The 26163-nt window shown below is 64.5% G+C and carries 26 protein-coding genes; 18 read left to right on the top strand and 8 right to left on the bottom strand.

Annotated features, from left to right (window positions below):
- Positions 1–17: 17 nt before the first annotated feature.
- Entirely contained in the window at positions 18–233 is a 216-nt protein-coding gene (locus AC1DUB_RS14110; RefSeq protein WP_477730013.1) for a hypothetical protein, read from the bottom strand.
- 609 nt (positions 234–842) lie between these two features.
- On the opposite strand from AC1DUB_RS14110, the gene AC1DUB_RS14105 reads away from it, so the two are divergent.
- From AC1DUB_RS14105 to AC1DUB_RS14075, 7 genes are read left to right on the top strand one after another with little or no spacing between them, the layout of a single operon-like run.
- Positions 843–1730 carry an NAD(P)-dependent oxidoreductase gene (locus AC1DUB_RS14105; protein WP_477730012.1) on the top strand — a complete coding sequence of 296 codons (888 nt, stop codon included), beginning with the start codon at positions 843–845 and terminating at the stop codon, positions 1728–1730.
- Positions 1731–1746: 16 nt separating this feature from the next.
- Positions 1747–2430, top strand: a complete 684-nt coding sequence (locus AC1DUB_RS14100) for an amino acid ABC transporter permease (protein WP_477730011.1) — start codon at positions 1747–1749, stop codon at positions 2428–2430.
- 15 nt (positions 2431–2445) lie between these two features.
- The gene (locus AC1DUB_RS14095; RefSeq protein WP_477721125.1) at positions 2446–3150 is read left to right on the top strand and encodes an amino acid ABC transporter permease; all 705 of its coding nucleotides are present in this window, start codon (positions 2446–2448) and stop codon (positions 3148–3150) included.
- Positions 3128–3856, top strand: a complete 729-nt coding sequence (locus tag AC1DUB_RS14090) for an amino acid ABC transporter ATP-binding protein (RefSeq protein WP_477716653.1) — start codon at positions 3128–3130, stop codon at positions 3854–3856. The genes AC1DUB_RS14095 and AC1DUB_RS14090 overlap by 23 nt, the downstream gene beginning before the upstream one ends.
- A 19-nt stretch (positions 3857–3875) precedes the next feature.
- Positions 3876–4676 carry a transporter substrate-binding domain-containing protein gene (locus tag AC1DUB_RS14085; protein WP_477730010.1) on the top strand — a complete coding sequence of 267 codons (801 nt, stop codon included), beginning with the start codon at positions 3876–3878 and terminating at the stop codon, positions 4674–4676.
- A gap of 10 nt (positions 4677–4686) precedes the next feature.
- Complete coding sequence (araD1, locus tag AC1DUB_RS14080) at positions 4687–5697, top strand: AraD1 family protein (RefSeq protein WP_477730009.1); 1011 nt, start codon at positions 4687–4689, stop codon at positions 5695–5697.
- A gap of 15 nt (positions 5698–5712) precedes the next feature.
- Positions 5713–6618, top strand: a complete 906-nt coding sequence (locus AC1DUB_RS14075) for an amidohydrolase family protein (protein WP_477730008.1) — start codon at positions 5713–5715, stop codon at positions 6616–6618.
- Positions 6619–6642: 24 nt separating this feature from the next.
- On the opposite strand, the gene AC1DUB_RS14070 is transcribed toward AC1DUB_RS14075, so the two are convergent.
- Positions 6643–7383 carry a FadR/GntR family transcriptional regulator gene (locus AC1DUB_RS14070; RefSeq protein ID WP_477730007.1) on the bottom strand — a complete coding sequence of 247 codons (741 nt, stop codon included), beginning with the start codon at positions 7381–7383 and terminating at the stop codon, positions 6643–6645.
- Between the two features lie 113 nt (positions 7384–7496).
- Here AC1DUB_RS14070 and AC1DUB_RS14065 point away from each other — a divergent pair, with 113 nt between their 5' ends.
- Positions 7497–8378 carry a fumarylacetoacetate hydrolase family protein gene (locus AC1DUB_RS14065; protein ID WP_477730006.1) on the top strand — a complete coding sequence of 294 codons (882 nt, stop codon included), beginning with the start codon at positions 7497–7499 and terminating at the stop codon, positions 8376–8378.
- On the top strand, positions 8379–9362 hold the full coding sequence (locus AC1DUB_RS14060; RefSeq protein ID WP_477730005.1) for a Bug family tripartite tricarboxylate transporter substrate binding protein: 984 nt from the start codon (positions 8379–8381) through the stop codon (positions 9360–9362).
- A 13-nt stretch (positions 9363–9375) separates the two neighbouring features.
- On the opposite strand, the gene AC1DUB_RS14055 is transcribed toward AC1DUB_RS14060, so the two are convergent.
- Entirely contained in the window at positions 9376–10398 is a 1023-nt protein-coding gene (locus AC1DUB_RS14055) for a LysR family transcriptional regulator (RefSeq protein ID WP_477730004.1), read from the bottom strand.
- 104 nt (positions 10399–10502) lie between these two features.
- Between AC1DUB_RS14055 and AC1DUB_RS14050 the strand changes: the two genes are divergently transcribed.
- The 7 genes from AC1DUB_RS14050 to AC1DUB_RS14020 all read left to right on the top strand — a co-directional run bounded on the left by AC1DUB_RS14050 (position 10503) and on the right by AC1DUB_RS14020 (position 18363).
- Entirely contained in the window at positions 10503–11804 is a 1302-nt protein-coding gene (locus AC1DUB_RS14050) for an L-fuconate dehydratase (RefSeq protein WP_477730003.1), read from the top strand.
- 78 nt (positions 11805–11882) lie between these two features.
- On the top strand, positions 11883–12839 hold the full coding sequence (locus AC1DUB_RS14045) for a tripartite tricarboxylate transporter substrate binding protein (RefSeq protein WP_477730062.1): 957 nt from the start codon (positions 11883–11885) through the stop codon (positions 12837–12839).
- A 23-nt stretch (positions 12840–12862) separates the two neighbouring features.
- Positions 12863–13855 (top strand): 2-hydroxyacid dehydrogenase, encoded by a 993-nt coding sequence (locus AC1DUB_RS14040; protein ID WP_477730002.1) that lies wholly within the window; start codon positions 12863–12865, stop codon positions 13853–13855.
- Entirely contained in the window at positions 13839–15011 is a 1173-nt protein-coding gene (locus tag AC1DUB_RS14035; RefSeq protein WP_477730001.1) for a fumarylacetoacetate hydrolase family protein, read from the top strand. The genes AC1DUB_RS14040 and AC1DUB_RS14035 overlap by 17 nt, the downstream gene beginning before the upstream one ends.
- A gap of 12 nt (positions 15012–15023) precedes the next feature.
- Positions 15024–16061 (top strand): 4-hydroxythreonine-4-phosphate dehydrogenase PdxA, encoded by a 1038-nt coding sequence (locus tag AC1DUB_RS14030; protein ID WP_477730000.1) that lies wholly within the window; start codon positions 15024–15026, stop codon positions 16059–16061.
- On the top strand, positions 16048–16806 hold the full coding sequence (locus AC1DUB_RS14025; protein WP_477729999.1) for an SDR family oxidoreductase: 759 nt from the start codon (positions 16048–16050) through the stop codon (positions 16804–16806). Before AC1DUB_RS14030 ends, AC1DUB_RS14025 begins: the two co-directional genes overlap by 14 nt.
- Before the next feature lie 120 nt (positions 16807–16926).
- The gene (locus AC1DUB_RS14020) at positions 16927–18363 is read left to right on the top strand and encodes an aldehyde dehydrogenase family protein (protein WP_477729998.1); all 1437 of its coding nucleotides are present in this window, start codon (positions 16927–16929) and stop codon (positions 18361–18363) included.
- Positions 18364–18796: 433 nt separating this feature from the next.
- On the opposite strand, the gene AC1DUB_RS14015 is transcribed toward AC1DUB_RS14020, so the two are convergent.
- The 5 genes from AC1DUB_RS14015 to murU form a co-directional block, all read right to left on the bottom strand.
- Complete coding sequence (locus tag AC1DUB_RS14015) at positions 18797–19168, bottom strand: cupin domain-containing protein (RefSeq protein ID WP_477729997.1); 372 nt, start codon at positions 19166–19168, stop codon at positions 18797–18799.
- Between the two features lie 92 nt (positions 19169–19260).
- Complete coding sequence (locus AC1DUB_RS14010; RefSeq protein ID WP_477729996.1) at positions 19261–19602, bottom strand: TfoX/Sxy family protein; 342 nt, start codon at positions 19600–19602, stop codon at positions 19261–19263.
- Positions 19603–20158: 556 nt separating this feature from the next.
- Complete coding sequence (locus AC1DUB_RS14005; protein ID WP_477730061.1) at positions 20159–20596, bottom strand: ribonuclease HI family protein; 438 nt, start codon at positions 20594–20596, stop codon at positions 20159–20161.
- Between the two features lie 32 nt (positions 20597–20628).
- The gene (locus AC1DUB_RS14000; RefSeq protein WP_477729995.1) at positions 20629–22038 is read right to left on the bottom strand and encodes an aminopeptidase P N-terminal domain-containing protein; all 1410 of its coding nucleotides are present in this window, start codon (positions 22036–22038) and stop codon (positions 20629–20631) included.
- 41 nt (positions 22039–22079) lie between these two features.
- Complete coding sequence (murU, locus tag AC1DUB_RS13995; RefSeq protein ID WP_477729994.1) at positions 22080–22766, bottom strand: N-acetylmuramate alpha-1-phosphate uridylyltransferase MurU; 687 nt, start codon at positions 22764–22766, stop codon at positions 22080–22082.
- A gap of 275 nt (positions 22767–23041) precedes the next feature.
- On the opposite strand from murU, the gene tkt reads away from it, so the two are divergent.
- Both tkt and gap read left to right on the top strand, forming a co-directional pair.
- Complete coding sequence (gene tkt / locus AC1DUB_RS13990) at positions 23042–25099, top strand: transketolase (RefSeq protein ID WP_477729993.1); 2058 nt, start codon at positions 23042–23044, stop codon at positions 25097–25099.
- Positions 25100–25153: 54 nt separating this feature from the next.
- Positions 25154–26152 carry a type I glyceraldehyde-3-phosphate dehydrogenase gene (gene gap / locus AC1DUB_RS13985; RefSeq protein WP_477721148.1) on the top strand — a complete coding sequence of 333 codons (999 nt, stop codon included), beginning with the start codon at positions 25154–25156 and terminating at the stop codon, positions 26150–26152.
- The last annotated feature ends 11 nt before the right edge of the window (positions 26153–26163 follow it).

The raw sequence follows: 26163 nt of genomic DNA, 5'->3' as shown, positions 1-26163 counted from the left end.
GCGCGAAGGGCGGTGGCTCAGGCCAGGTGGACCACAATGGGAATCGCCAGCTCGTTTCCGACGACGACCCGGGCATACAGATAATTGCTGCGGCCATGGTCACTCAGGTTGCCCATCTCCACGCTTCCTTCGGCGTCACAGGGAAATGCATACCCGCGCCCCCGGTTGAACAGACTGGTGAAGCGCAACTCGTAGCGGGACGCATTGGCCGTGGATGTTAAGAACTTGTTCATGATTAGCTTTCGTCTTGACGCCGGGAGGGGACGGCGATGTCCCAGGCGTAGCGCTCCGTATTCTTGCGGTGGCGGCTAATCTGATGATCAACAGGTTAGATGACGGCAATGCCTATGAATACTGTGCGCCCGATACGCTTCGGACGTCTGTGCGCAAGCGCACCCAGGGGTGATGCCCTTGAAAGACATTGGCCGGACCAGGCCCCTGGGGCTATCGATTGCCCTCAGCATTCTGCGTTCAGCCTTCCGCGGCCTCCCCCGCATCAGCGCCTCAATCTCGTCGGCCTTCACCGGCACGCCGCGCGTCATCAGCTCACAGCCCTTGGCGGTGACCAGTGCTACTCCTTCAGCGCCTGTTGGTCGGCGGCGGCCCGCCCAGATTCGGCAGAGCGGGCCACATGCCAGTCCCGGCCGGCAGAGGCGGATTCCAGGAATGAGCCCGGTCAGGCGGGTTCAGACGGGTGGCACCAGACATCGACCCGGGTTCCGCATGGCTTCCGTACTGATTCAAAAACCCATATCGATAGATCACGAAATACGATTGGATGAGGATCGCTAGCCTTCGTATGCTTCGTCACCACGTCAAACACTGTGGCACTGGAGACAAGCATGGCAGTTGAAAAGGCCCGTATCGGGTTCATAGGCTTAGGCATCATGGGCACGGCGATGACTCTGCGCCTGCTCGAACAGGGCTGGCCGGTCACGGTCTGGAACCTCGAGCCCGAGCGGGTGCTGCCTCTGGTTGCGGCCGGCGCCGTGAGCGCGCCTTCACCGGCGGCCGTCACCGCCGCCAGCGACATCGTGATCCTGTGCGTGCTGCATACCGAGGCGGTGCGCAGCTGTGTCTTCGGGGCGCAGGGCATTGCCCAGACGGCGGCGGCCGGCAAGACCCTGATCGACCATTCCACCATCGACCCCGCGGCAACGCGCAGCATGGCGCGGCAACTGCAGGGCGAGACCGGCATGCGCTGGGTCGATGCTCCCGTGAGCGGTGGCCCGCTGCAATCGCGTGCCGGCACGCTGACGGTGATGGCCGGCGGCGAAGCCAGCGACATCGAGTCCATCCGCGCCGTGATGGCCGACCTGGCCGCCAACTTCACCCACATCGGCGCAAGCGGCGCGGGCCAGACCGCCAAGATGATCAACCAGCTGATTGTCGGCAGCGGTTATGTGGTGCTGGCCGAGGCCCTGACCCTGGCCGAAGCGGCCGGCATCAATGCGCAGGTGCTGCCGCAGTGCCTGGCCGGCGGCCATGCCGACAGCAGCCTCCTGAAGCAGCTCTACCCGCAGATGCAGGCGCGCGCGTTTGAGCCACCGCGCAGTTATGCCCGGCAACTGCTGAAGGACCTCAAAGCCGTGAAGGAGTACGCGCACGCGCTCGAGCTCAGCCTGCCCATGCTCGAGGCCGCGACACGTCGCTACACCGACTATGTCGAGCAGGGCAACGGCATGAAGGACACGGCCTCCATCGTCAACTCGTACCGGCCCGCGGCCTGAACCTGCCGGCGACAACATGACTTACAAATTCGACTTCTCCGCCGTGCTGGCCCAGTGGCCGCTGTTCCTGCACGGCGCCTGGCTGACGATCCAGCTCGTGGTGATCGCCACGCTGCTGGGTTTCCTGATCGGCACGCTGTGCGCCTTCGGCCGCGGCAGCCGCAACGGCTGGATCGCGCAGGCCTGCAGCATCTACGTGGAGACCATCCGCAACACCCCCCTGCTGGTGCAGATCTTCATCGTCTACTTCGGGCTGTCCAGCCTGGGCTTCAAGGTGCCGGCCTACGTGGCGGCGATTGCGGCGCTGGTCATCAACATCGGCGCCTACACCACCGAGATCATGCGCGCCGGCATCGACTCCATCCACAAGGGGCAGCTCGAGGCCGCCGAGTGTCTGGCGCTGTCGAAGCTGCAGGTCTACTGGCATGTGGTCCTGCGTCCCGCCATGGAGCGCGTCTACCCGGCGCTGACCAGCCAGTTTGTGCTGCTGATGCTGGCCTCGTCCATCACTTCGCAAATCTCCGCAGAGGAACTGACGGCGATTGCCAACCGCGTCCAGTCCGACACCTACCGCTCCTTCGAGACCTACATCGTGGTGGCCGTGTTCTACCTGATGCTGTCGCTGCTGATGCGCCTCGGTTTCTGGGCCATCGGCCAGGCCGTTTTCACGCGCCGCCGCAGGCTCGGCACCACGATGTGAGCGCGGGATGAAGCCATGAACAACGAATTCAACCTCAACCATCTTTACTTCCTGGCGCAGGGCGCGGGCTGGACCGTCATCCTGTCGCTGATGGCCTTCGCCGGCGGTGGCCTGCTGGGCTTTGGCGTCGCGCTGGCACGCATTTCGCGCAGCCGCACGCTGCGCTGGCTGGCGCTCGGCTATGTGCAGCTGGTGCAGGGCACGCCGCTGCTGATCCTGATGTTCCTGTCGTATTTCGGCCTGAGCATCATGGGCCTGAGCCTGCCCGCGATCGTGGCCGCCGGGCTGTCGATGACCATCTACGTCAGCGCCTATATCGGCGAGATCTGGCGCGGCTGCATTGAAGCGGTTCCCAAAACCCAGTGGGAAGCCGCCGAATGTCTGGCGCTGACCCGCACCCAGCGGCTGTTCATGGTGATCCTGCCGCAGGCGCTGCGCATCGCCACGCCACCGACCGTGGGTTTCATGGTGCAGATCGTCAAAAACACCTCGCTCGCCTCCGTCGTCGGCTTCGTCGAGCTGGCGCGCGCCGGCCAGATCATCAACAACTCGCTGTTCGAGCCCTTTGTGGTCTACATGCTGGTCGCCGGCCTGTACTTTTTGCTGTGTTTCCCGCTGTCCTGGTGGGCCCGGAAACTCGAAAACAGATTGCTCGCTGGCCGCAAGCCCGAGCCGGAACTGAAGAAAGGAATCGGCAATGTCCAATATTGTGAATCTTGAAAACGTGCACAAGAGCTTCGGCAGCCTGAACGTACTCAAAGGGGTGTCGTTCCAGGTGAAAAAAGGCCAGGTGGTGGCCATCATTGGCCGCAGCGGCTCGGGCAAGAGCACGGCGCTGCGCTGCATCAACCGGCTGGAAGCCATCGACAGCGGCCTGATCGAAGTTTGCGGCCACCGGGTGAGCGACCCGGCCATCGACCTGCGCGGCCTGCGCCGCGACGTCGGCATCGTGTTCCAGAGCTACAACCTGTTTCCGCATCTCACGGTGGAAGAGAACATCACGCTCGCCCCACGTGCCGCCAAGGGCAAGAGCCGGGCCGAGGCGCTGGAACTCGCCCGGACGGTGCTGCGCCAGGTCGGCCTGGCGGACAAGGCGCAGGCCTACCCCGAGCAGCTGTCGGGCGGCCAGCAACAGCGTGTGGCGATCGCCCGCTCGCTGGCGATGGAGCCGCAGGTCATGCTGTTCGACGAGGTCACCTCGGCGCTCGATCCGCAGCTGACGGGCGAAGTGCTCAAGGTCATCGAGGAGCTGGCCGCCGGCGGCATGACCATGGTGCTGGTGACCCATGAAATGGCGTTTGCCCGCAAGGTGGCCGACGTCGTGATCTTCATGCATGAAGGCCGGATCTGGGAAACCGGAACCGGCGACATGCTGCTCAACCCGCAGACCGCCGAACTGCAGCAATTTGTCGACAACGGCTTGTAACCCCAAAGGAAACCTCACCATGAAACTGATCTCCATCATCTCCCGCAGCGCCCTGGTGGTGGCCGTGGCTGCCACGGGCTTCGCCGCCCAGGCCGACACGCTGGACAGCATCCGCGCGGCCAAGAAGATCCGCATCTCGGTCGACCTCGCGGTACCGCCCTCGGGCATGACCGACGGCAACATGAAACCCACCGGCTCCGACTATGACGTGGCGGTGCTGCTGGCCAAGGACCTCGGCGTCGCCCTGGAAGTGGTGCCCACCGTCGGCGCTACGCGCATTCCCAACCTGCAGACCGGCAAGGCCGACATCATCATCTCCACCCTGGCCTGGACGGCCGATCGCGCCAAGGTGATCGACTACTCGGTGCCCTATGCCCCGCAGATCTCGCTGGTGGGCGGCATCAAGGGCATCCAGGTCAAGAGCATGGCGGACCTCGCCGGCAAGAGCGTGGCGGTGAACCGCAGCACCACGCAGGACAGCGACATCACGCAGAACGCCAAGGGCGCCACCGTGGTGCGGTATGACGACGATGCCGGCGTGATCACTGCCGTAGTCACCGGCCAGGCCGACCTGGTGGGCACCTCGAACGCGCTGTTCCAGACGATGATGCAGAAGGCGCCGAACCGGCAGCTGGAGCCCAAGTTCATCCTGCGTACCAACGACCTCGGAATCGGCGTGCGCAAGGACGACACGCGCATGCTGGCCTGGGTGAACGACTGGGTGCGGGCCAACCACAAGAACGGCAAGCTGGGCGAGATCTTCAAGAAGTATCACGGCGCGGAGATCCCGGCCGAGGCGCTCGAGAAGTGGCTGAAGTAAGGCTTGCCTGATGGCCGCGTTGCGCCTGTTGCAGTTCCTGCGCGCCGACGGCGAGCGCGCCGTCGGCCTGGTCGAAGCGCCCGATACCGTGCGGGTGCTGGCCGGCTGCGACAGCACGTATGCGCTGGTCCAGCAGGCGCTGGCAGAAAAGACGCCGCTGGCATGGCTGGTCAAAAAACGGGTTTCCGCCGAACGGGTTGACTACGACGGCCTGGTCGAACGCCAGGCCGTGCTGGTGCCGTTCGACCACCCGGACCCGGCCCATATGCTGGTCAGCAGCTCGGGCCTGACACACCTGGGCGGCGAACGCACACGCGACCACCTGCGGCGCGCGCTGCACGCCGGCCAGACCACGCTCAGCGATTCATTGCGGCTGTTCAAGCTGGGCCTGGAAGGCGGGCGTCCCGATGGCAATGGCCCGCCGGGCGTCGCCCCCGAATGGCACTTCAAGGGCAGTGGCCATTCGGTGGTCCATCCCTACCGGGATTTTCCGGTTGCGGCCTTCGCCGAGGACGCGAGCGAAGAGCCCGAACTGGCCGGCCTGTACCTGATCGGTGCCGACCGCACGCCGCGCCGCGTCGGTTTTGCCCTCGCCAACGAGCTGTCCGACCATGTCACCGAGCGCAGCAACAGCGGCCTGGTGTCGCACGCCAAGCTGGGTGGCAGCTCTTTCGGCCCGGAGCTGTTGCTCAACGAACTGCCGCCGAGCATCACCGGCCTGTCGCGCATTGTGCGCAAGGGTCGCTCGCGTTGGGAAAAACCCTTTTTCACCGGGGAGGACAACATGTCGCACTCCATCGGCAACATCGAGTTCCACCATTTCAAGTACGACCAGTTCCTGGTGCCGGGCGACGTACACGTGCACTACTTCGGCACCGCCACGCTGTCGTTCGCCGAAGGCATCAAGGTCGACAGTGCCTGCCGCTTCGAAATCTCCGCGCCACCGTTCGGCCGGGCGCTGGTCAACGGCATCCGGCGCGTCGAGAACGCTTTCCGCTACGGCAGCATGAAAGCTGCCTGACCTTCAGGACCTGCCATGACCGAAGCGCTGGGGTTTCCCATCATCGATGCCCACCACCATTTCTGGGACCCCGTCCTGAACTACTACCCGTGGCTGTGCGACAGCGACCGTCCGCCGCACCGCTATGGCGATCACCAGTCGATCGCCCGCCCCTACCTGCCGGCTGACTACCTCCGGGATACGGCGGCGTTCAGGCTGGCCGGCAGTGTCTACATCGAGGCCGACTGGGATCCGCGCGACCCCATCGGCGAGATGCGCTACATCGCGGGCCTGCGCCAGCAAAGTGGGTGGCCCACGGTGGCGATCGGCAAAGCCTGGCTGGACCAGCCCGATGCGCAGCACACGCTGGAGCAACTGGCCGCCTTCGGGTTTGTGCGCGGCATTCGCCACAAGCCGCGCGCCAACGAATCGCCAGCCGACACGGCAGCGGGTGGCATGGCCGACCCTGCGTGGCGGCACAACTATGGCCTGCTGGCGCGCCACGGCCTGCATTTCGAGCTGCAAACACCCTTTTGGCATTTGCACGAGGCCGCAGCCCTGGCGCGGGACTTTCCGGACACCCCCCTCATCATCAACCACACCGGCATGCCCTCGGATCGCAGCAGCGAAGGGCTCGCAGCCTGGCGAGAGGCCATGCGGTGCGTGGCGCAGTGCCCCAACGTCAGCGTGAAGATTAGCGGCATCGGCCTGGCCGGGCGGCGCTGGTCGGTGCAAGCCAACCGCCCGGTGGTTCGCGACACCATCGAGATCTTTGGTGCTGACCGCTGCATGTTCGGCAGCAACTTTCCGGTGGACAGCCTGTGCGCCTCGTTCGAGGACATCTTCCGCGGCTTCGCGGCGATCGTCGCCGACCTCGCGCCGCACGAGCAGCGCCAGCTGTTCCACGACAACGCGCTGCGCCTCTACGACATGCGCCGCTGAACCGGCCGCGCCCCGCGCGGCCCCCTAGATTCCCAGCAGGTTGCGCCGCACGCGCAGCAGGTGGTCGCGGGTGCGCGCGGTGGCGGTGGCCAGGTCGCGGTCCTGGAATGCCGCGACCAGTGCCCTGTGCTCGCGCTGGTACTCGGCACGGCGCTCCGGCGTGACGCTCTTGCGCTTGAGCATTCCCCACTCGCCTTGCTCGCGCGCCTCGCTCATGAGGCGGGACACGTTGGTGACGAAGGTGTTGTGGGCGGCTTCCGCGATGACCTCGTGCAGCATGCCGTCCCAGTGCTCGAACTCCTCCAGCGAGGCGGCGGCCTCGGCCTTGTCGCAGCACGCTTGCATGCGCTCGAAATCGGCCGACGTCGCGTTGCGGATCACCATCTCCACGATCGCCGGCTCCAGCGCCAGCCGGGCTTCCATCAATTCCGCCGGGCTGGTGGCCTGGGCGCTGCCGCCCTTCGCCATGCGGGCCAGCGCGCCGTTGACGCCATCGGTGACATAGGTCCCGCTGCCGACGGTCTGCGTGATGAGCTGCGCGTCCTTCAGTTGCGCCAGCACGCGCCGCACCGTGGAACGGCCGATGCCGAACTGGTCGCACAGCTCACGTTCGGTGGGAATGCGGTGCCCGGCCCGCCAGGTGCCGGACTTCAGGTTCTTGACGATGGTCTCCCGCAACTGGGCTGCACTGTCCATGAAAGGCTCCGGGTGATTGGAAGGATTCAGCCTGCATCGTACCAAATCAAACCAATTGCGTGAATACACATCAGATTTGGTCGGTTATTGAGTTGAATATCGAGTTGAACTAGAATTTGACCAAGTTAACCAAATCAACCCAATAAGTACCAATTGGTGCTTTCACTTTGACTGGAGATTTCATGAAGATCGGACGCGCCACCTGGGCCGGCAAGACCCGCCTTGCCTTGATCGACGAGCAGAAGCAGGAGGTCCTGTTCATCGAGGGCGGCCTCGCTTCCCATCCCAACCCCGTGCTTGCCGTGATCGAGCAGGGCCTGACGGCGAACGACCTGAAATCCGCCGCCACCGACCGTGCGCCGCTGGCCGAAGTCACGTTCCTGCCGCCGCTGTCGGCCTTCGTGCGCAACGTCATCGCGGTGGGCAAGAACTACCACGACCATGCGATGGAGTTCGACAAGAGCGGTTTCAACGCGACCAGCGGCGCTTCGGCCATCCCGGCGTTTCCGCAGATCTTCACCAAGGCGACCACGACGCTGGCCGGCCCCAACGACGCCATCCGCTTTGACAGCAAGCACACCTCGTCGGTCGACTACGAAGGCGAGATCGGCGTGGTCATCGGCGCGCCATGCCGCAACGTCTCGAAGGCCGACGCCTTGAGCAAGGTGTTCGGCTTCGTTGCGCTGAACGACGTCACCGCCCGCGACCTGCAGAAGAACCATGCGCAGTGGTTCCTGGGCAAGTCGCTCGACGGCTTCTGCCCGCTCGGCCCGTGGATCGCCACGCAGGACGACGCGCCGATCGATTCACTGCGCGTGCAGACCTGGGTCAACGGCGAACTGCGCCAGGACGCGCATATTTCGCAGCTGATCTTCGACGTGGCGACCCTGGTCGAAACCCTGTCGCGCGCCATGACGCTGCAGCCCGGCGACATCATCGCCACCGGCACGCCCGTCGGCGTCGGCATCGGCTTCACGCCCCCCAAATTCCTTCGCCATGGCGACCAGGTCCGCGTCGCCGTGACCGGCCTGGGTGAACTCAACAACCGTGTGGAGACCCTGTAAATGATCGACCGTCGCAACGTACTTCAATTCCTGGCCTCTTCGGCCGTGCCCGGCCTGCTGTCTGCCCCCGCGTGGGCGCAGCATGGATTCCCCGCCCACCCCCTGACCATGACGGTCCCGTTCCCGCCTGGCGGCGTGGCCGACACCGTGGGTCGCCCCGTGGCTGAGGCGATGGGCCGTGCGCTCAATCAATCCGTGATCGTGGAAAACCGCGGTGGCGCCGGTGGCGGCATCGGCATGGGCCAGGTCGCCAAGGCCAAGGCCGATGGCTACACGATGCTCATGTCGCTGTCGTCGGTCGTCGTGCTGCCCGAAGCCGACAAGGTGCTCAAGCGCACGCCGATGTACACGCTGGACCAGTTGAAGCCGATCGCGCGCTTCACCGCCGACCCCACCGTGCTGATCGTGAAGGCCGACAGCCCGTGGAAGACCTACAAGGACTTCATCGCCGCCGTCAAGGCCAAGCCCGGTGCGATCACCTTCGGCTCGTCCGGCAACTACGGCACCATGCACGTGCCGATGGAGCAGCTCAAGGCCGCCACCAACAGCTTCATGCTGCACGTGCCGTACACCGGCGCAGGTCCGGCGGTGTTGTCGGTTCTGATGGGGCAGGTCGATGCCATCGCGACCGGCCCGTCCAGCGTGATGCAGCACATTCGTGCCGGCACGCTGCGTGCTCTGGCGCATTGGGGCGAGACCAAGCTCGCGGCGCTGCCCGACGTGCCGAGCTTCAAGGAACTGGGCGTGCCCATCTCTTACTCGCAGTGGTCGGGCCTTTTCGTGCCCGCCGCCACGCCCGAGCCGGTGGTGACGCGCCTGCGCCAGGCGGCGAAGTTCGTCGCCGAGGACCCGCGTGCGATCCAGGCGCTGGCCTCGGCGGGCAGCTATTTCCAGTACCAGGACAAGCCCGAGTTCGAGCACTTCGTGCAAGCCGACGCCCGCCAGATGGCGGCGCTGGTGCAGCGCATCGGGCGCGTCGAGTAACGCGGCTAGCGCGCTAACGCGCGATCTGCCGTTCCAGCATGCTGTCGCGCAGGGCATGCAAAAAGCCCTTGACTGCGGGCGACAGGTCTTTTTTCTTGCGCGTGATGATGCCCAGATTGGCCATGGGCATCGGCAGGTCCACCGGCAGGATCGCGACCATCCCATAGTTCGCATAGTGCTGTGCCACATCCAGCGGCACGACCGAGATCATGTCGCTGGCCTCCAGCAGCGAGGTGGTGGCGAGGATGGACGAGGTCTCGACGATGTCGGGCGGCGCCGACAGGCTGGCGTGCTGCAGCGCCTGCTCGACACGGCGCCGCATCGGGCTGCCCAGCGGATGCAGGATCCAGGTCTGCGCGACCAGGTCGGCCAGCGTCACCTTGGCGAGGCCAAACAGCGGATGGCCCGGCCGCGCCACCACGCTCATCGGCTCGCCCTCCAGCTGCTCGATCTCCAGGTCTTCGTCATAGAACTGGTCCGGCAGGCGCCCCAGCACCACGTCGAGGTCACCGCGCAGCAGGGCCGGCATCAGCAGGTCGCTGGTGTCCACCTGCAGGGAAACGCGCACCCGCGGGTTGCCGGCCTTGAAGCGCGCCAGGCCCTGGGTGAGCAGGACCGGCGTGGCGCCCATGACGCTGCCGATGCGCACCAGCCCCGATGCGCCCGCGGCCAGCGCCGCCATCTCGTCGCCGGCGTGGGCGAAGTCGTGCAGCACACCGCGCGCGTAGCGAATCATCACCTCGCCATACACCGTGGGCTCCATGCCGCGCGCATGGCGCTCGAACAGCACCACGCCCAGCCCTTCTTCCAGCTGCTGCAGCAACGCCGTGGCGGCGGGCTGGGTGGTGTGGATGGCCGCCGCCGCGCGCCGCAGGTTGCGGTGCTCGTCGAGGGCGTCCAGCAGCATGACCTGCCGGCTCTTGATGCGCAGCCGGCGAAACAGGTTGGCCGGAGGGGCGGGAGGCGAGGGAGCAGCGGTGGCGGCGGGGGTGGCGGGGGTGGCGGGGGTGGCAGGAGTGCCGTTGGCATCGTCCATGAGTGATCCAAAAATGTGAATCGAAATATACCAAATAACGATTGGATGGGGATCGCCAATCGGCATAAGCTTCGCTATCTTTTCACTCCCTTTGAAAGACAGAAGTGCCGACCACCATCACCCACCTCTCGGTTCGCGACATCCGTTTCCCCACCTCGCGCTCGCTCGATGGCTCGGACGCCATGAACACGGCGCCCGACTATTCCGCTACCTACGTCGTCCTGCACACCGATGCCCCCTCGGCGCTGGAAGGCCATGGGCTGACCTTCACGATTGGCCGAGGCAATGAAATCTGCGTGGCCGCCGTCAACTCGCTGGCTTCGTTCGTGGTCGGCCACACGCTCGAAGAGATCACGGGCAACATGGGCGCGTTCTGGCGCAACATCACCAGCGGCGACAGCCAGCTGCGCTGGCTGGGCCCGGACAAAGGCGTGATCCACCTGGCCACGGCCGCCATCGTCAATGCCGTCTGGGACCTGTGGGCCAAGTCCGAAGGCAAGCCGGTCTGGAAGCTGCTGGCCGACATGAGCCCGGAGGAGCTGGTGCGCTGCCTGGACTTCCGTTTCGTCACCGACGCGCTCACGCCCGAGGAGGCGCTGGCCATCCTGCGCCGCAACGCCGGCGGCAAGGCCGCGCGCGAGCAGGAAATGCTGGAGCAGGGCTACCCCGGCTACACCACCTCGGCCGGCTGGCTGGGTTATTCCGAGGAAAAAATGCGCCGTCTGGCCCGCGAAGGCGTGGCTGAGGGCTGGACACACTTCAAGCAGAAGGTCGGCGGCAGCATCGAGGAAGACATGCGCCGCGCCGCCATCCTGCGCGAAGAGATCGGCTGGGACCGTAAGTTGATGATGGACGCCAACCAGGTGTGGGAAGTGGACGAAGCCGTCGTCAACATGCGCCGCCTGGCCGCCTTCGAACCCTGGTGGATCGAAGAGCCGACCAACCCGGACGACATCCTGGGGCATGCCACCATCCGCGAGCGCATTGCGCCCATCGGCATGGCGACCGGCGAGCATTGCCACAACCGGGTGATGTTCAAGCAGCTGCTGCAGGCCAAGGCCATTGACTTCTGCCAGGTTGACGCGGCCCGCCTCGGTGGCCTGAACGAGGTGCTGGTGGTGCTGCTGATGGCCGCCAAGTTCGGTGTGCCGGTGTGCCCGCACGCCGGTGGCGTGGGCCTGTGTGAATACGTGCAGAACATCTCGCTGTTTGACTACATCGCGGTGTCTGCCTCGCTGGAAAACCGTGTGCTGGAATACGTGGACCACCTGCATGAGCATTTCCTCGACCCGGTGGTCATCCGCAAGGGCCGCTACATGCCGCCGCAGCGCCCGGGCTACAGCATCGAGATGCATGCCGCGACGCTCAAGGAATTCGAGTTTCCGAACGGCCCCGCCTGGTCCTGAAGGTCCTGAACTTCACGCTCCTTCCAATCATCACGACATCCCCACCCCTGCCAACAAAGAGAGACAACCATGAAGACCATGAAGACATTTGCTTCCCGCATCCTGGCCGGCCTGCTGTGCGCCCTGGCCCTGCCTGCCGCCGTGCTGGCCCAGGCCGCCTACCCGAACCGGCCGATTGAGCTGATCGTGCCCTACCCGGCCGGCGGCGGCACCGACGTGCTGGGCCGGGCCTTCGCGCTGGCGTCGGTCAAGCACCTGCCGCAGAACCTGATCGTGGTCAACAAGCCCGGCGCCAGCGGCGCCATCGGCTGGGCCGACGTCATCAATGGCAAGCCGGAGGGCTACAAGGTCGCCCTGCTCGCGACCGACCTGATGACGCAGCCCAACATGGGCCTGACCAAAATCACCTATGAGGATTTCATCCCCATCGCCCGCCTGAACTACGACCCGGCAGCGATCACGGTGCGCGCCGATGCGCCGTGGAACACCGTCGAAGAATTCCTGGCGGCTGCGAAACAGGGCGACTTCCGCGTGGGCAACGGCGGCAACGGCTCGACCTGGCATCTTGCCGCCGCGGCCGTGGAAGACAAGACCGGGGTGAAGTTCAACCATATTCCGTTTGCCGGCGCTGCACCGGCCGCGCTGTCCCTGCTGGGCGGCCACATCGAGGCCATCACGGTGAGCGCGGCGGAAGTCTATGCCTACACCTCGACGGGCAAGCTGAAAACGCTGGCGGTGATGTCCGAGCAGCGCATCAAGGGCTTCGAGAAAGTGCCGACGCTCAAGGAACGCAACATCGACATTTCCATCGGCACCTGGCGTGGCCTGGCCGTGACCAAGGGCACGCCGCCCGAAGTTGTCAATGTGCTGCGCGCAGCGACCGCGAAGATCGTGACCGAACAAAGCCTGCGTGACGCGCTGGACCGCCAGAACATGGGTTATGCCTATGCGGATGGCGAAGCCTTTGGTGCGGTCATGGCCCGCGATCACGCCTTCTACAAAGGCCTGATCAGCAAGCTCGGCCTGAAGCAGTAGGTCAAAGATCAAAGGTCAAAGGCATGAGCAAGCCCTCCCTTCTGGTCTGCCGGGCGATCGCGCCCGAGGTGATTGCCCGCCTTGAGCCGCACTTCGAGGTGCGGGCCAACCAGGCGGATGAGCCCTGGTCTCCCGCGCAGTTGATGGACGCGCTGCAAGGCCGGCAGGCGCTCTTTGCCACCGGCAGCGAGCGCATTGATGCCGCGTTGTTGCAAGCCTGCCCGGACCTGCGCATCTGCGCCAACATGTCGGTGGGGTTCAACAACTTTGATGTGGAGGCCATGACCGCGCACGGCGTGGTCGGCACCAACGCGCCGGGTGTGTTGACCGAAACTACGGCTGATTTCGGCTTCGCCCTGCTGCTGGCCGCAGCGCGGCGGGTGTCGGAAGGCGAGCGCTACCTGCGCGCCGGGCAGTGGAGCCGTTGGCAATACAACACGCTGGTCGGCTCCGACGTTCACGGCTCGACACTGGGCATCCTGGGCATGGGCCGCATCGGCCAGGCCTTGGCTCGCCGCGGCCACTTTGGCTTTGGCATGCAGGTGATTTACCACAACCGTTCCCGGCTTGAAGACAGCGTCGAGCGTGAGACCGGCGCCCGCTATGTCGGCAAGGACGAGTTGCTGCGCACTGCCGACCACCTGGTGCTGGTGCTGCCGTACTCCAAGGCCTCGCACCATGCCATCGGCGCGGCCGAGCTGGCGCTGATGAAACCGACCGCGACGCTGGTCAACATCGCGCGTGGCGGCATCGCCGATGATGCGGCACTGGCCCTGGCGCTGCGTGACAAGCGCATTGCTGCGGCGGGCCTGGACGTGTATGAGGGCGAGCCCACGCTTCACCCGGGCTTGCTCGAGGTACCCAACGTCGTGCTGACGCCGCACATCGGCAGCGCGACCGGACCGACGCGCCTGGCCATGGCCAACCTGGCCGCAGACAACCTGATCGGTTTTTTCTGCGGTGACGGACCGACAAACCCTGTGAATCCGGAGGTGCTCAATGGAGTGGTTGCCTGAAGACAAGATGACCGGGACGCTGGTCGGCCGCGCCTGGATTCCGGGCGAGGGCGCGGGCCAGCCCGCCGGCCCGAGCGTTGTGGCCCTGCGCGAGGGTGGCGTCTTTGACCTGTCGCAGGCCGTGCCCACCATGAGCGGCCTGCTCGAGTTGGCCGACCCGGCCGCGCGGGTGCGCGCCACGCCGGGCCGCTACATCGGCAGCGCCGACAGCCTGTTCCAGAACAGCCAGCGGACAAACGGCGAGGCGCCTTACTTTTTGGCGCCCTGCGACCTGCAGGTCATCAAGGCGGCCGGGGTCACCTTTGCCTCCAGCCTGGTGGAACGCGTGATCGAAGAGCAGGCCAAGGGCGATGCCAGCCAGGCCGAGGCGATTCGCGGCCGGGTGTTGGAGCTGCTGGGCGGCTCGCTGGCCAGCATAGTGCCCGGTTCGGCCAAGGCGGAGCAGCTCAAGGAACTGCTGGTGCGGCAAGGGCTGTGGTCGCAATACCTCGAGGTCGGCATCGGCCCCGACGCCGAAGTGTTTACCAAGGGGCCGGTGCTGTCTGCCGTGGGCACCGGGGCCGAGATCGGCATCCATCCCGGTTCGGCCTGGAACAATCCCGAGCCGGAAGTGGTGCTGGCCGTCAACAGCCGCGGCGAAGTCCTGGGCGCGACGCTGGGCAATGACGTCAACCTGCGCGACTTCGAGGGCCGCAGCGCCCTGCTGCTCGGCAAGGCCAAGGACAACAATGCCTCCTGCGCGATCGGCCCGTTCATTCGCCTGTTCGACGCCAGTTTTTCGCTCGACGACGTGCGGCGCTGCACCGTGAGCCTCGACGTGCAAGGCCCCGACGGTTTTGTGCTGCGCGGCGAAAGCTCCATGTCGCAGATCAGCCGCGACCCGCTGGACCTGGTGCGCCAGACCGTGGGCGCCCACCACCAGTACCCCGACGGCTTCATGCTCTTCCTGGGCACCATGTTCGCGCCCACGCAGGACCGCGGCGCGGCGGGCAGTGGTTTCACCCACCAGGTGGGCGACGTGGTCGGCATCTCCAGCCCCAAGCTCGGCCGCCTGGTCAACACCGTCAACCAGAGTGACCGCATCGCGCCGTGGACCTTCGGGTTGCAGGCCTTTTTCACCAACCTGGCGGCGCGCGGCCTGCTGCCCAGCCGCTGAGCAAAGGAATTCATGAAATCACGCAAACCTCGCATCGCTATGGTGCTGGGCGACCCGGCCGGCATCGGGCCCGAACTGGTCGCCCGGCTGCTGGCCGACCCGGCCGCCGCGCAGTCGGCGGAGCTGCTGCTGATCGCCGACCGGGCCGAACTGGAGCGCGGCATGGCGGTGGCGGGTTGCCGCACGCCCTATGTGCAGGCGGCTTCGATAAACGAGGCCGACTTCTCGCACGACAAGCCGGTGCTGGTGGATTACCGCGGAGAGACGGAAGGCGAATTTGAACGCGGTGTATCCAGCGTCAAGGGCGGTCGCTACTGCCTGGACACGCTGTCCATGGCGCTGCAAGCCACCCGGCATGGGCAGGCTGATGCCATCCTGTTCGCGCCGCTGAACAAACACTCGCTGCACCAGGCCGGCATGCACACCAGCGACGAGCTGCACTGGTTCGTCGAGCAGCTCGGTTTCGACGGGCCGGTGTGCGAGTTCAATGTGCTCGATGGCCTGTGGACTTCGCGCGTCACCTCTCACATTGCGCACCGCGAGGTGGCCGACCAGATCACGCACCAGGGCGTGACACAGGGCATTGAATTGATCCACGGCGAACTGCAGCGCAGCGGTGTGGCCCATCCGCGCATTGCGGTCTGCGGCCTGAACCCGCACAACGGCGACAACGGCTCGTTCGGCCGGGAAGAGATCGACATCATCGGTCCGACGGTGGAAGCGGCGCGGGCGCGCGGCATCCCGGTTGAAGGCCCGTTCGCGGCAGACACGATTTTCCTGAAGGTGCAGGGCGAGCAGCGCCAGTACGACGCCGTGGTCACCATGTACCACGACCAGGGCCAGATCGCCATGAAACTCATGGGCTTCTGGCGCGGCATCACGGTGCAGGGCGGCCTGCCATTTCCCATCCTGACACCCGCGCACGGCACGGCGTTTGACATTGCGGGCCAGGGTGTCGCCAATCCGGGCGCGATGCTGCAGGCTTTTCAGCTGGCCTGCCGCATGGCCCTCGCGCGCCGTGAACAGGAGGCTGAACATGCCCTCGCCTGAAAAAATTGCGCTGGTCACGGGCGCCGGCACCGGCATCGGCAAGCAGGTGGCGCTGGCACTCATGCAAAGCGGCTTTTCGGTGGTGCTGGCCGGTCGGCGCCGGGAGCCGCTGGACCTGGTGGCGCAAGAAGGTGCCGCGAGCGGCGCAAAGTCGCTGGTGGTGACGGCCGACGTCAGCGACCCGGTCTCGGTCAAGGCGCTGTTCGCCCGTGCGCTCGCGGTCTTTGGCCGGCTGGACCTGCTGGTCAACAACGCGGGCATTTCGTCGCCGGCGGTGCCGCTCGAAGCGCTGAGCTACGAGGACTGGAACAAGGCCATCGGCATCAACCTGAGCGGCGTGTTTCTCTGCACGCAGGAAGCCTTCCGCATCATGAAGGCGCAGACCCCCGGTGGCGGCCGCATCATCAACAATGGCTCGATCGCCGCCACCAGCCCGCGCCCGCATGCCGCCGCCTATGCCGCCGCCAAACACGCGGTCACCGGGTTGACCAAGGCCGCTTCGCTCGAAGGCCGCCGCTTCAACATCGCCTGCGGGCAGATCGACGTGGGCAACGCGGCCACCGACCGGACCGAACGGATGAAAACCGGCGTGCTGCAGGCCAACGGCACGCTGGCCGTGGAGCCGACCATGGACGCCCGGCATGTCGGCAGCGCCGTCGCCTACATGGCCAGCCTGCCGCTCGATGCCAACGTGCCCTTCCTGACCGTAATGGCGACCACCATGCCCTTTATCGGCCGCGGCTAATCCCATTTCTACTTCAATACGATATGTCGTTGCCACACCTTGGCCGTTACAGCACTGTCTGCGGTGGTATGCCTAATCTCGCATCGAATTAGAAATGGAATAACACTTTCTGAAAAAAACATGACGCAACACGACAACCTCATCAATGGCCAATGGCTGGCCGGCAACAGCTACTCGCCCAACCTCAACCCCTCGAACATGGCCGACGTGATCGGCCACTACACCCAGGGCGATGCTGTGCAGGTGGACGAAGCCGTGCAGGCGGCACGCAGCGCCTATGACGCCTGGTCGGTGTCAGGCATCCAGGCCAGGGCCGACGCCCTGGACAAGATCGGCAACGAGATACTGGCGCGCAAGGAGGAGCTTGGCACCCTGTTGGCGCGCGAAGAAGGCAAGACCCGCGCCGAGGGCATGGGCGAAGCCGCACGCGCCGGCAACATCTTCAAATTTTTCGCCGGCGAATGCCTGCGCCTGGGCGGTGAAACCCTGCCCTCGGTGCGCCCCGGCATCGGCGTGGAAATCACCCGCGAGCCCGTCGGCGTGGTTGGCCTGATCACGCCGTGGAACTTTCCGCTGGCCATTCCCGCCTGGAAAATCGCCCCGGCCCTGGCTCACGGCAATTGCGTGGTCTTCAAACCCGCCGACCTTGTGCCCGGCTGCGCCTGGGCACTGGCCGACATCATCAGCCGCTCGGGCATTCCGGCCGGCGTGTTCAACCTCGTCATGGGCCGCGGGAGCGTCATCGGCGACGCGCTGGTGAATCACCCCGGCATCGACGCCATCAGTTTCACGGGCAGCCAGGGTGTCGGTGCCCGTATTGCGCAAGCCTGTGCACAGAACCTCAAGAAGGTGCAGCTCGAAATGGGCGGCAAGAACCCGCAAGTCGTGCTCGACGACGCTGACCTCCAGACCGCGGTCGAGCTGTGCGTGCAAAGCGCCTTCTTCTCCACCGGCCAGCGCTGCACGGCGTCCAGCCGGCTGATCGTCACCGAAGGCATTTACCCGAAATTCATCGACGCCATGAAAAAGCGCATGGCCACGCTCAAGGTGGGTGATGCGCTGGAGGCCGGCATCGACATCGGCCCGGTATCCAGCCAGAGCCAGCTCGAGCAGGACCTGAGTTATGTGGACATCGGCAAAGCCGAGGGCGCGCTGCTGGCGGCCGGCGGCCAACGCCTGAAAATGGCCCTGGACGGCTTTTACATGGCACCGGCGCTGTTCAGCGAAAGCGTGGCGTCCATGCGCATCAACCGCGAAGAAATCTTCGGGCCGGTGGCCAGCGTCATCCAGGTCAGGGACTATGAAGAGGCGCTGGCAACCGCCAACGACACGCCGTTTGGCCTGTCCGCCGGCATTGCCACCACCAGCCTGAAATACGCTACGCACTTCAAGCGCCACAGCCAGGCCGGCATGGTGATGGTGAACCTGCCCACCGCCGGGGTCGACTACCACGTGCCTTTCGGCGGCCGCAAGGGCTCCAGCTACGGGCCGCGCGAGCAGGGCCGCTATGCGCAGGAGTTCTTCACCACGGTGAAGACGGCTTATACGCTGGCCTGAGCGGCGACAGGACGCTGCCTGCAGTATCCACGCCATGCACGGCAAAGACGTTCTTGGCGAGATCGATTCCAACGGTGACAATAGTAGCCATGGACTTTCCCTTTCGAGTGAGTGGATGAGAGGATGAGACTTTGCACTTCCCATCGTGGCACTGAGTTGCCGTTTGCCGCTACTGCGTGGCTAGCTCGGGACGGGGAAGGCCTTTTCATTCGTTAAGCCCCTCATGAGCGCACCCGCAGTTGTGGTTCGATCATCTCCAGCGTTGGACGCCATAGAGCCCGCCGCCTCCGGTACATTCTGTTCATGTTCGCAACGCTTGTCCTTGTTTCATGCATCGGTGCCGGAACTGTTGGCGGCGTGTTCTTTGCCTTGCCGTCGATCTTGCAAAGTCTGTGTTTCAACTGGCCGTTAGCCCGCAGGCGACACCGCACGCTCATAGCGGACAAAGCTGCTCTGCCAAGGAGCGAGTTTTCTCCGTGACGAGATCACCCGTATGGAGCGTGGCCTTCCGCTCAACAAGCATGATCAAGCACTCTTGCTCCGCAACCGGATTGTGGCGAACGCCTTTGGGTACGACGAACATTTCGCCTTCACCAAGCTCGACATTGCCACCTTCCATTTCGATTCGAAGATGACCTTTGAGAATGAGGAAAAGTTCGTCTTCGTTCTCGTGGCTGTGCCAAGCGAGAGAGCCCTGAACTTTGGCCACCTTGACGTAGGAGTCGTCGACTTCAGCGACAACGCGCGGGGACCACAGCTCGGTAAGGGAGGTGGCGACCTGAAGAGGTGAGGCGGCTTTGAACATGGCTTTCCTGAGGGCTAACGTGAAGATGACCGGACCACCAACATTAGCGGCGAAGCCGCCTCCTGCAGTTGTGGGGGTCCATATATGAAGGGTTAGGTACCAGTTGCAGCACTGATTGCCCTACGGGTCCAGGCCAATAGTGCTTCCTTCGATTCCAATAGCTCTTCAGGTGCAGCGAAGTACGTTCGGACCTCGACTCGCCTAGCCTTTGTTAGATAGGAAAACGCTTTCGAACCCTTCGCGACGTACTCCGGTCTGGTTTCATCGTTGACCCGAAGGTAAAGGGTGTTCCCCATGATCATGGCGAACTGTTGCCCATTGTGCTTCAGCGCGTGGCCACCAAAGAACGTGCCGTCGCTGAGATTTCCAATGGGCGACAACAACTCTCGAACGTGACTGACGAATTCTTTGCTTGCGCTCATGATGTTGATCATACGGCCCGCCGGTGCAAAGAGTCCCACGGGAGGGAGCAGCAGGAGCAGTCTCTGCTGGCGCCTAACGTGATGTAGATCGTCGGATATTCTGGGAATCCAGTTTGTCCGACTGGATAAGCTGGAACGCCGGGTTGCAACTAACCCAGCCTAAGCCCAGTAACCCGCTTGGCATCTTGCCTCTTGGCGCAAATGCTGCGTTTTTTATACATAGTTTTGTTCCCATGAACTCTGTCGCCTATCCTCCCCCAATCCAAGCGCCTGCTGGAGCAGGTGAGTGACGTGCTACGTTACAAACCCCGACGATGCTCGCCAACGAGCGCAGGGTGTCGGTGTGAACGCACAACCGCTAGACACGCTTGGTAGCATGGCTCCGTGACCGGCCGCTCCCGCTGCGCTGCCGTCGGCCACCGATCATCACCAACGTCAGGAATTTTCAATCCACGCCGCTAATGAACGGTTGCTTGCCGTCACTTAAATTCAAGTTTGATTTGAAGCCCGGAAGCAGACAGCGGTCTACTACCGATTCTGGCCCGCTGTAGCCTCAGCTCGTCTGGAACTAACGCCGCTTCCTGGATATTTTGACAACGCGCTTTTCAGCAATTCCTAGTGCAGCACGAGCCAGCGCATCAGCCTCGCTGTTGCGATGGCGCGGTATCCACACCAGGTTTGCCTGGGCGAACGAATTGAGCAGTGCTCGCGCTTCATCAAACAAGGAGGCCAGCCGGGCTATCGGCTTTGCTGCGCCGCCGCCGACCTGTTCGACAACGACACTGTTGTCGCAGTGTATGAGCAGCGTGCCCGCACCACGTAATTTCAGTTCCCGAAGCGTCGCCAGCAGCGCTCTTAGCTCCGCCTCATTGTTGCAGCCGTTCTCATGCGCCGCTTGCGAAAGAGTGTGGCGCGTGCCATCAGGCTCGGTAAACACCGCTCCGAGGCCGATACGACCGGGGTTGGGCACGGCGCTGCCGTCACAGTAAACAACCCAGGGGTTCATGTGCAAGGTCGGTTGTTGGCCGTAGCCGGCCTTCACCCGCGCATCAAGGCCTCAATCTCATCGGCCTTGACCGGCACGCCGCGCGTCATCAGCTCACAGCCTTTGGCGGTCACGAGCGCGTCGTCTTCAATGCGGATGCCGATGTTCCAAAACTCCTTGGGCACGCCCTTGGCGGGGCGCACGTAGATGCCCGGCTCGATTGTCAGCACCATGCCGGGCTTCAGGACGCGCGAGGGCTTGCGCATCACGGTCTGGCCCAGCGCGTCTTTTTCTTCGCGTGGCTTGGCCGAAGGTTCGGTGTAATCGCCGCAGTCGTGCACGTCCATGCCCATCCAGTGGCCGGTGCGGTGCATGTAGAACTGGCGGTAGGCGCCCGACTCCAGCACGTCGTCGACCTTGCCGTGTTTGGCTTTGGGCAGCAGGCCGGTGTCCAGCATGCCTTCGACCAGCACCCGCGTGGCCGCTTCGTGCGGGTCCAGAAAGCGCTTGCCCGGTTTGGTGACCTGCACCGCCGCCTCCTGTGCGGCCTGTACGATGTCATAGAGCGTGCGCTGGGCCGGGGTGAATTTTCCATCAGCCGGAAAGGTGCGCGTGATGTCGCTGGCGTAACCGTCGAGTTCGCAGCCGGCATCGATCAGGCACAACTGGCCGGGTTTAAGTTCGGTGTCGCCGGCGCGGTAGTGCAGGATGCAGGCGTTGGCCCCCGCCGCGACGATGCTGCCGTAAGCCGGAAACTGCGAGCCCTGGCGGCGGAACTCGTGCAGCAGTTCGGCTTCCAGGTGGTATTCACGCAGACCGCCCTTGGCTCCGCTGGCTGCGCCGTTGCGCAGCATGGCCGCCGAGGTCTGCATGGCGCGCACATGGGCAGCGGCGGAGATCTTGCCGGCACGCCGCAAAATGGCAATCTCGTGGCTGTCTTTCATCAGCCGCATTTCATCGAGCAGCTTGCACAGGTCGTGCTGGCTTTGCGGGCATTCGGCGCCAAAGCGCACGCGCGCGCGCACGCTGTTCAGCCAGCCATCGACCCGGCTTTCCAGGCCCTTGTGCGTGGCAAACGGAAACCACACGGCCTTCTGGTTGGCCAGCAGTGCCGGCATTTTCTCGTCCAGTGTCTCGACGCTGAAGGCGGCATCCACCCCCAGGCCGACCGGCGCGGCCTTGGGGCCCAGGCGAATGCCGTCCCAGATCTCGCGTTCCAGGTCCTTGGGCCGGCAAAACAGCGTGGTCTTCGTCGTCTGGCCGCTGGCCTCAATCACCAGCCAGCTGTCGGGCTCGCTGAAGCCCGTCAGGTAATAAAAGTAGCTGTCGTGGCGATACGGGAAGTCGCTGTCGCGGTTGCGCGGCACTTCGGGGGCGGTGGGCAGCAGGGCGATGCCGCCGCCGGCCGCTTTGAGGGCGCGGGCAATGGTGGCGCGGCGCTTCTGGTAAATGCTTGTGGTCATGGTGGTGTTGCCGGTCGGCGGGTTTGGTTGGGCTCGTTGGGTTACTCGTTGAGTTCAGTGAGGCGCTCGGGCGTTCCCACATCGGTCCATGGGCCTGAATATAGCGCCGCCGAGACGAGGCCGCGCCGCATGGCCTGGCGCAGCAGCGGCGCCAGTGCGGCCTTCTGCCCGGCCGGCGTGTGGCTGAAAAGCGCCGGGCGATACAGGCCCAAGGTGCTGTAGGTGAACTTTTCCGCGGCCTCATCCAGCGCCAGGCCGTCGGCCGAGAGGCCGAAGTCGCCTTGGGGGTGGTGCGGTGGATTCGGCACCAGGTAAAGATGGGCCAGTGAATCAGACGCGGCGAACTGTGTGGCGGCGGCGGGCGAAAACTCAAACCCGGGCGTGTAGACATCGCCCGCCATCAGCCAGAACGGCGCATCGGCCAGCAGCGGCAGGGCGGTGGCAATGCCGCCGGCGGTTTCCAGTGCGCCGCCAAAGCGCGCGCCTTCGTGCGAGTAGCGGATGCGCAGGCCCCATGCGCGGCCATCGCCGAGCGCGGCGGGAAGCTGCTCCTCCAGCCAGGCGGTGTTGATCACCACGTCGGTCACCCCGTCGCGTGCCAGGTCCTCAAGATGCCAGACGATCAGTGGTTTACCCTGCACAGTGAGCAAGGGCTTGGGGCAGGTGTCGGTCAGCGGGCGCATGCGTTCACCGCGACCGGCGGCCAGAATCAGGGCTTGGGTGGTCATACAGGCTGCGATTATGGCCTTTTTAAGCAGAAAACCGGGCTGCAGCCAGCTTTATGCGGGCACAACCAGCTATTGAATTGATAGCTGCTGGCGCTGCCATGGCACCCGCCCGACGCTGAAACACGGCCGGGGCCCTGGGGGCGCCCGGTCGCCCCGGCCTGCCGACCGGGCACATCCCGTAAAATCATGGGTTTTCCCGCGCTGGCTGGTTTTCCCGTAATTAATGCCAAGTCAGTTGCCGGGCGCGAACTTCACCTACCCTGGACCTTACGTCAATGACTGCACTGGCTGACACCTCCCCATCCCTCATGGCCAATTCCATTCGTGCGCTGGCCATGGATGCCGTGCAGCAGGCCAACTCCGGCCACCCTGGCGCGCCCATGGGCATGGCCGATATCGCCGTTGCCTTGTGGGGCCGCCACCTCAAGCACAGCCCGCACAATCCGCAGTGGTTTGACCGCGACCGCTTCGTGCTGTCCAACGGCCACGGCTCCATGCTGCTCTATGCGCTGCTGCACCTGACCGGCTACAAGCTGCCCATGAGTGAGCTGAAGAACTTCCGCCAACTGCACAGCAAAACCCCCGGCCACCCCGAGCACGGCTACACCCCCGGCGTGGAAACCACCACCGGCCCGCTGGGCCAGGGCCTGACCAATGCCGTGGGCATGGCGCTGGCCGAAAAGCTGCTCGCCAAGGAGTTCAACCGTGACGGCCATACGGTGGTCGACCACCACACCTATGTTTTCATGGGCGATGGCTGCCTGATGGAAGGCATCAGCCACGAAGCCGCCGCCCTCGCCGGCGCCTGGAAGCTGGGCAAGCTGATCGCCCTGTACGACGACAACGGCATTTCGATTGACGGCCCGGTCACCCCCTGGTTTATCGACAACACGCCGCTGCGCTTTGCCGCCTACGGCTGGAACGTGATCGGCCCCCTCGACGGGCACGACGCGGAAGCCGTGTCAGCCGCGATTGCCGAAGCAAAAGAGAACACCGACAAGCCCACGCTGATCGTCTGCAAAACCCACATCGGCAAAGGCAGCCCCAACCGCGCCAACACCGCCAAGGCCCATGGCGAGCCGCTGGGCGCCGAAGAAATCAAGCTCACGCGCGACGAACTGAACTGGCCGCACACCCCGTTCGAAGTGCCCAAGGAAAGCTATGACGCCTGGGACGCCAAGGCCGCCGGCCTGGCCGCAGAGACTGCCTGGGACGTGAAATTTGCCGCTTACAAGGCCGCCTATCCGGAGCTGGCCGCGGAATTCACACGCCGCATGAAGGGCGAACTGCCCAAGCGTTTTTCGCAGCTGGCCGTCGATACGGTGATTGGCGCGCACACCCGGGCCGAAACCGTGGCGTCGCGCAAGGCCTCACAGATTGCGCTGGAGTCCTTCACCGCCGGCCTGCCCGAGATGCTGGGCGGCTCGGCCGACCTGACCGGCTCCAACCTCACCAACACCAAGTCAACGCCCAGCCTGCGCTTTGACCTGAACGGCGAGGTGGTACAGACCGAAGCCGCCAACGGCAGCCAGGTCGGCGGCCGTCACATCAACTACGGCGTGCGCGAATTCGGCATGGCCGCCATCATGAACGGTGTGGCGCTGCATGGTGGCTACATCCCTTACGGCGGCACCTTCCTGACCTTCAGCGACTACAGCCGCAACGCCATCCGCATGGCCGCGCTGATGAAGCTGCGCGTGGTGCATGTGTTCACGCACGACTCCATCGGCCTGGGCGAAGACGGCCCGACGCACCAGTCGATCGAGCATGCCGCCAGCCTGCGTTTGATTCCCAACCTCGACGTCTGGCGTCCGGGCGACACGGCCGAAACCGCCGTGGCCTGGGCCGTGGCGCTGCAAAACAAGAACAAGCCCACCGCCTTGTTGCTGAGCCGCCAGAACCTGCCGTACGCGCCGAAGAACGACCTTGGCGAGATCAGCAAGGGTGCTTACGTGCTGGCCGAGCCCGCCGAAGTGGGGCTGAACAAAAAGGCCCAGGCCGTCATCATCGCCACCGGCTCCGAAGTGCAGCTGGCGCTCAAGGCGCAGGAACTGCTTGCCGCCAAAAAGATTGCGGTTCGCGTGGTCTCCATGCCCAGCACCACCACCTTTGACAAGCAAAGCACCGCGTACAAGACGTCCGTGCTGCCGGCCGGCATTCCGCGCATCGCGGTCGAGATGGGTGTGACCGACGGCTGGTGGAAATACGGCTGCGCCGCCGTGGTCGGCATCGACACCTACGGCGAGTCGGCACCCGCGGCGGCGTTGTTCAAGCACTTTGGCTTCACGCCCGAGAACGTGGCCGACACCGTGCGCAAGGTGTTGAAGAAATAAATCGGTATTCGGCAAGAACCGGTTTTTGATATTAACTTTTCTGGAGAAACGAGCATGACGATCAAGGTAGGCATCAATGGTTTCGGCCGCATCGGCCGCAATGTGTTCCGTTCGGCGGTGCAGAGCTTCGGCGACATTGAAATCGTGGGCATCAACGATTTGCTCGAGCCCGAGTACCTGGCTTACATGCTGCAGTACGACTCGGTGCATGGCCGCTTCAAGGGCGAGGTGTCGGTCGACGGCAACACGCTGATCGTCAACGGCAAGAAAATCCGCCTCACGCAGGAGCGCGATCCGGCAAACCTGAAATGGAATGACGTCGGCGCGCAGGTCGTGATCGAATCCACCGGCCTCTTTCTCGACAAGGCCTCGGCTGAAAAGCACCTGGCGGCCGGCGCCAAAAAGGTCATCATTTCCGCCCCCTCGAAAGACGACACCCCCATGTTCGTCTTCGGCGTGAATGACAAGACCTACAAGGGCGAAGCCGTCATCTCCAATGCCAGCTGCACCACCAACTGCCTGGCGCCCGTCGCCAAGGTGCTCAACGACAAATGGGGCATCAAGCGCGGCCTGATGACCACCGTGCACGCGGCCACCGCCACGCAGAAGACCGTGGACGGCCCGAGCAACAAGGACTGGCGCGGCGGCCGCGGCATCCTGGAAAACATCATCCCGTCGTCCACCGGTGCCGCCAAGGCCGTGGGCGTGGTGATTCCCGAGCTCAACAAAAAGCTCACCGGCATGTCCTTCCGTGTACCCACCTCCGACGTCTCGGTGGTCGACCTGACCTGCGAGCTGAGCAAGGAAGCTACGCTGAAGGAAATCTGCGCCGAGATGAAAGCGCAAAGCGAAGGCGCGCTCAAGGGCGTGCTCGGCTACACCGAAGACAAGGTGGTGGCCACCGACTTCCGCGGTGATGCCCGCACGTCGATCTTCGACGCCGACGCCAGCATTGCGCTCGACGGCACCTTCATCAAGGTCGTGGCCTGGTATGACAACGAATGGGGCTACTCGAACAAGTGCCTGGAGATGGTGCGGGTGGTGGCGAAGTAATTCGCTTTCAC

It is taken from the genome of Polaromonas sp. P4_F9, assembly GCF_056401235.1.
Note: the sequence above shows the minus strand (reverse complement) of the source record. Positions and strands in the feature narration are given on the sequence as shown.

What these genes read in the sequence shown, in the direction of transcription:
- AC1DUB_RS14025 (WP_477729999.1), top strand. Translation starts at nt 16,048, where the DNA reads ATGCCCTCGCCTGAAAAAATTGCGCTGGTCACGGGCGCCGGCACCGGC.
- AC1DUB_RS14065 (WP_477730006.1), top strand. Translation starts at nt 7,497, where the DNA reads ATGAAGATCGGACGCGCCACCTGGGCCGGCAAGACCCGCCTTGCCTTG.
- gap (WP_477721148.1), top strand. Translation starts at nt 25,154, where the DNA reads ATGACGATCAAGGTAGGCATCAATGGTTTCGGCCGCATCGGCCGCAAT.
- AC1DUB_RS14040 (WP_477730002.1), top strand. Translation starts at nt 12,863, where the DNA reads ATGAGCAAGCCCTCCCTTCTGGTCTGCCGGGCGATCGCGCCCGAGGTG.
- AC1DUB_RS14085 (WP_477730010.1), top strand. Translation starts at nt 3,876, where the DNA reads ATGAAACTGATCTCCATCATCTCCCGCAGCGCCCTGGTGGTGGCCGTG.
- AC1DUB_RS14000 (WP_477729995.1), bottom strand. Translation starts at nt 22,038, where the DNA reads ATGACCACAAGCATTTACCAGAAGCGCCGCGCCACCATTGCCCGCGCC.
- murU (WP_477729994.1), bottom strand. Translation starts at nt 22,766, where the DNA reads ATGACCACCCAAGCCCTGATTCTGGCCGCCGGTCGCGGTGAACGCATG.
- AC1DUB_RS14015 (WP_477729997.1), bottom strand. Translation starts at nt 19,168, where the DNA reads ATGTTCAAAGCCGCCTCACCTCTTCAGGTCGCCACCTCCCTTACCGAG.
- AC1DUB_RS14060 (WP_477730005.1), top strand. Translation starts at nt 8,379, where the DNA reads ATGATCGACCGTCGCAACGTACTTCAATTCCTGGCCTCTTCGGCCGTG.
- AC1DUB_RS14045 (WP_477730062.1), top strand. Translation starts at nt 11,883, where the DNA reads ATGAAGACATTTGCTTCCCGCATCCTGGCCGGCCTGCTGTGCGCCCTG.
- tkt (WP_477729993.1), top strand. Translation starts at nt 23,042, where the DNA reads ATGACTGCACTGGCTGACACCTCCCCATCCCTCATGGCCAATTCCATT.
- AC1DUB_RS14105 (WP_477730012.1), top strand. Translation starts at nt 843, where the DNA reads ATGGCAGTTGAAAAGGCCCGTATCGGGTTCATAGGCTTAGGCATCATG.
- AC1DUB_RS14010 (WP_477729996.1), bottom strand. Translation starts at nt 19,602, where the DNA reads ATGATCAACATCATGAGCGCAAGCAAAGAATTCGTCAGTCACGTTCGA.
- AC1DUB_RS14030 (WP_477730000.1), top strand. Translation starts at nt 15,024, where the DNA reads ATGAAATCACGCAAACCTCGCATCGCTATGGTGCTGGGCGACCCGGCC.
- AC1DUB_RS14090 (WP_477716653.1), top strand. Translation starts at nt 3,128, where the DNA reads ATGTCCAATATTGTGAATCTTGAAAACGTGCACAAGAGCTTCGGCAGC.
- AC1DUB_RS14075 (WP_477730008.1), top strand. Translation starts at nt 5,713, where the DNA reads ATGACCGAAGCGCTGGGGTTTCCCATCATCGATGCCCACCACCATTTC.
- AC1DUB_RS14100 (WP_477730011.1), top strand. Translation starts at nt 1,747, where the DNA reads ATGACTTACAAATTCGACTTCTCCGCCGTGCTGGCCCAGTGGCCGCTG.
- AC1DUB_RS14020 (WP_477729998.1), top strand. Translation starts at nt 16,927, where the DNA reads ATGACGCAACACGACAACCTCATCAATGGCCAATGGCTGGCCGGCAAC.
- AC1DUB_RS14035 (WP_477730001.1), top strand. Translation starts at nt 13,839, where the DNA reads ATGGAGTGGTTGCCTGAAGACAAGATGACCGGGACGCTGGTCGGCCGC.
- AC1DUB_RS14005 (WP_477730061.1), bottom strand. Translation starts at nt 20,596, where the DNA reads ATGAACCCCTGGGTTGTTTACTGTGACGGCAGCGCCGTGCCCAACCCC.
- AC1DUB_RS14055 (WP_477730004.1), bottom strand. Translation starts at nt 10,398, where the DNA reads ATGGACGATGCCAACGGCACTCCTGCCACCCCCGCCACCCCCGCCACC.
- araD1 (WP_477730009.1), top strand. Translation starts at nt 4,687, where the DNA reads ATGGCCGCGTTGCGCCTGTTGCAGTTCCTGCGCGCCGACGGCGAGCGC.
- AC1DUB_RS14095 (WP_477721125.1), top strand. Translation starts at nt 2,446, where the DNA reads ATGAACAACGAATTCAACCTCAACCATCTTTACTTCCTGGCGCAGGGC.
- AC1DUB_RS14110 (WP_477730013.1), bottom strand. Translation starts at nt 233, where the DNA reads ATGAACAAGTTCTTAACATCCACGGCCAATGCGTCCCGCTACGAGTTG.